The sequence below is a fragment of the Sphingobium sp. C100 genome (assembly GCF_000508185.1).
GTDB lineage: Bacteria > Pseudomonadota > Alphaproteobacteria > Sphingomonadales > Sphingomonadaceae > Sphingobium.
The window spans coordinates 1-2,916 of the sequence record NZ_AYOY01000080.1 but is presented as its reverse complement, the minus strand read 5'-3'; the positions used below and the strand labels follow the sequence as shown (position 1 = coordinate 2,916).

Annotated in this window: 3 protein-coding genes and 2 pseudogenes; 3 read left to right on the top strand and 2 right to left on the bottom strand. The window is 64.7% G+C overall.

Features of this window, described 5'->3' with window-relative positions:
- A pseudogene (locus C100_RS0124260) lies at window positions 1–144 on the bottom strand (acetyl-CoA carboxylase biotin carboxyl carrier protein); the annotation flags it as partial.
- Between the two features lie 83 nt (window positions 145–227).
- The gene (aroQ, locus tag C100_RS31470) at window positions 228–668 is read right to left on the bottom strand and encodes a type II 3-dehydroquinate dehydratase (protein ID WP_024018986.1); all 441 of its coding nucleotides are present in this window, start codon (window positions 666–668) and stop codon (window positions 228–230) included.
- Window positions 669–780: 112 nt separating this feature from the next.
- Here aroQ and thiS point away from each other — a divergent pair, with 112 nt between their 5' ends.
- From thiS to C100_RS0124250, 3 genes and pseudogenes are all read left to right on the top strand, one after another.
- The gene (thiS, locus tag C100_RS31465) at window positions 781–1,782 is read left to right on the top strand and encodes a sulfur carrier protein ThiS (RefSeq protein WP_024018985.1); all 1,002 of its coding nucleotides are present in this window, start codon (window positions 781–783) and stop codon (window positions 1,780–1,782) included.
- Window positions 1,783–1,861: 79 nt separating this feature from the next.
- Window positions 1,862–2,572 (top strand): CoA transferase subunit A, encoded by a 711-nt coding sequence (locus C100_RS31460; protein WP_024018984.1) that lies wholly within the window; start codon window positions 1,862–1,864, stop codon window positions 2,570–2,572.
- A gap of 107 nt (window positions 2,573–2,679) precedes the next feature.
- Window positions 2,680–2,916: pseudogene (locus C100_RS0124250) on the top strand (acid phosphatase); the annotation flags it as partial.

Genomic DNA, 2,916 nt, shown 5'->3' with positions numbered 1-2,916 from the left:
GGCGGCCTTGCGCGCGACGCGGATCTTGCGGTCGCCGTCCTCCACCTCGATTTCCGTAAGGTTGGTGTCATCGAGCAGGGCGGCGAGATCCCGCACCAACTGCACGTCCACCTGCATTGCGCCCTTTTCTTGTTTGTCGGTCATGTGAAATCCCTGGCCGGTGAATGTCGTTCGTTGCGCCCGCGCCTATGCGTATTTACGGCAAAGCGCAACTTTCGTGCGGCGAGCTACAGTTCGAGCGCGGCTTCGAGCGCCAGCATATAGGAGAGCGGGCCAAAACCCGCGATCGTCCCGCGCGCCGCCATGCCGACATAGCTTTTATGGCGGAAAGCTTCGCGCGCGTGCGGGTTGGACAGGTGAATTTCGATCACCGGCACGCTCACCGCCTTGATCGCGTCATGCAGCGCCACCGATGTATGGGTGAGGCCGCCGGGGTTCATGATGATGGCGTGGGCGCCTTCCTGATGGGCTTCGTGCACCCAGTCGATCAGATGCCCTTCATGGTTGGACTGGCGAAAGTCGATTTCCACATGGGCGCGGTTGGCGGCGTCCTCCATGCGTCCGGCGATGTCGTCCAGCGTGTCATAGCCGTAAATCTCTGGCTCGCGGGTGCCGAGCAGGTTGAGATTGGGTCCGTTCAGCACATAGATTTTGCGTGCGTCGGCCAAGGCGATACCCCTTCTTTATGTTGCGGCCGGGGCAGGGCCGCCCCTATATGCGGCACGATCCTTAGCCCTTCCTGTCGCGCTTAGTCGAGACACTTCCAACCGGGAAAGCATTGTGAGCATAGACGGCACCATTTCCATCCGCATCAATGGCGAACATCGCCGCGTCCGCGAAGGGCTGACCCTCGCGGAATTGGCGAGCGAACTGGGCTTCGTGCCGGAAAAGGTGGCGGTGGAGCGCAATCTGGAGGTCGTGCCGCGTTCGACCCTGGCGCAGGTGTGCGTCGAGGATGGCGACGAACTGGAGATCGTGCATTTCGTCGGCGGCGGCGATGTCGCGCGGCACGACGACGATAGCTGGAGCGTGGCGGGGAAGACGTTCCGGTCGCGCCTGATCGTGGGCACGGGCAAATATAAGAGTTTCGAGCAAAATGCCGCCGCTCTGGCCGCGTCGGGGGCGGAGATCGTCACCGTGGCGGTGCGCCGCGTCAATGTGAGCGACCCCAAGGCGCCGATGCTGACCGACTATATCGACCCGAAGAAAGTCACCTACCTGCCCAATACGGCGGGCTGCTTCACCGGGGAGGAGGCGATCCGCACCCTGCGGCTGGCGCGGGAGGCGGGCGGATGGGAGCTGGTCAAGCTGGAAGTGCTGGGCGAGGCGCGCACCCTCTATCCCGACATGGTCGAGACGCTGCGGGCGACCGAAGTGCTGGCCAAGGAAGGCTTCAAGCCGATGGTCTATTGCGTCGACGATCCGATTGCCGCCAAGCGGCTGGAGGATGCGGGCGCGGTCGCGATCATGCCGCTGGGCGCGCCGATCGGGTCCGGCCTTGGCATCCAGAACCGGGTGACGATCCGCCTGATCGTGGAGGGCACCAGCCTGCCGGTGCTGGTCGATGCGGGCGTGGGCACGGCGTCGGAAGCGGCGCAGGCGATGGAATTGGGCTGCACCGGCGTGCTGATGAACACCGCCATCGCGGAAGCGAAAGACCCGGTGCTGATGGCCGCCGCGATGAAGGCGGGCGTGGAAGCGGGCCGCATGGCCTATCGCGCCGGCCGCATGGGCAAGCGCATGTATGCCGATCCTTCCAGTCCGCTTGCCGGGTTGATCTGAGTTTTTTGCCATCGCAGCAAATTGACCCGATGGCGCGCCCTGCCTATGGCGGGGGGAAAGACGGAAGAGGAAACAGGCGATGGCGAACAAGCTCTACCCCGATGCGGCAACGGCGCTGGAGGGGCTCCTTTTCGACGGGATGCATATTTGCGCGGGCGGTTTCGGCCTGTGCGGCATCCCCGAACGGTTGATCGACGCGATCCGCGATTCGGGCGTGAAAGACCTCACCATCGCGAGCAACAATGCCGGCATCGATGGCGAAGGGCTGGGCAAGCTGTTGCGCACCCGACAGGTCAGGAAGATGATCTCCTCCTATGTCGGCGAGAATAAGGAATTCGAGCGGCAGTTTCTGGCGGGCGAGCTGGAGGTGGAATTCTGCCCCCAGGGAACGCTGGCCGAGCGGTGTCGCGCGGGCGGCGCGGGCATTCCCGGCTTCTACACCAAGACCGGCGTCGGCACGCAGGTGGCCGAGGGCAAGGAAGTCAAGAATTTCGACGGGCAGGATTATATATTGGAGCGCGGCATCTTCGCCGACATTGCCGTGGTCAAAGGCTGGAAGGCCGACGAGAGCGGCAACCTGGTCTTTCGCAAGACCGCGCGCAACTTCAACGCGCCGATGGCCACTGCTGCGAAAATCTGCATCGCGGAAGTCGAGGAGATCGTGCCGACCGGCAGCCTGGACCCGGACTGCATCCATTTGCCCGGCATCTATGTGAAGCGCATGATCGTGGGCGCGCCCTATGACAAGAAGATCGAGTTCCGCACCGTGAGGGAGCGGGAGGCGGCGTGATGCTGCGCAAGGCGATGACGCCGGGCGGTGCTCCTGCGCAAGCAGGAGTCCAGGGTCGGACGTCGCGTGCTATCATTCTGGGCTCCCGCTTGCGCAGGAGCACGGCATTGCTTTTGCTGCCCCTGGCGGCCTGTGCGACGACGAACGCGACGGGGCCGACGACACCATCCGTTGCGCCGCCGGCAGCCAGCCCGCCGGCCGGGATGCAGTGGCTCTACGGCTCTGGCGAGGGCGCCGCCTTGGTGACGCAAAGCTATTGGGCGCTGGTGGCCTTTGCGACCGCGCGCAAGGGCGGGGGCGATTCGGTGGTGCTGGCTGAAGGCGCGCCGCTGGCGGGCGGGCCG

What these genes read in the sequence shown, in the direction of transcription:
- C100_RS31460 (WP_024018984.1), top strand. Translation starts at nt 1,862, where the DNA reads ATGGCGAACAAGCTCTACCCCGATGCGGCAACGGCGCTGGAGGGGCTC.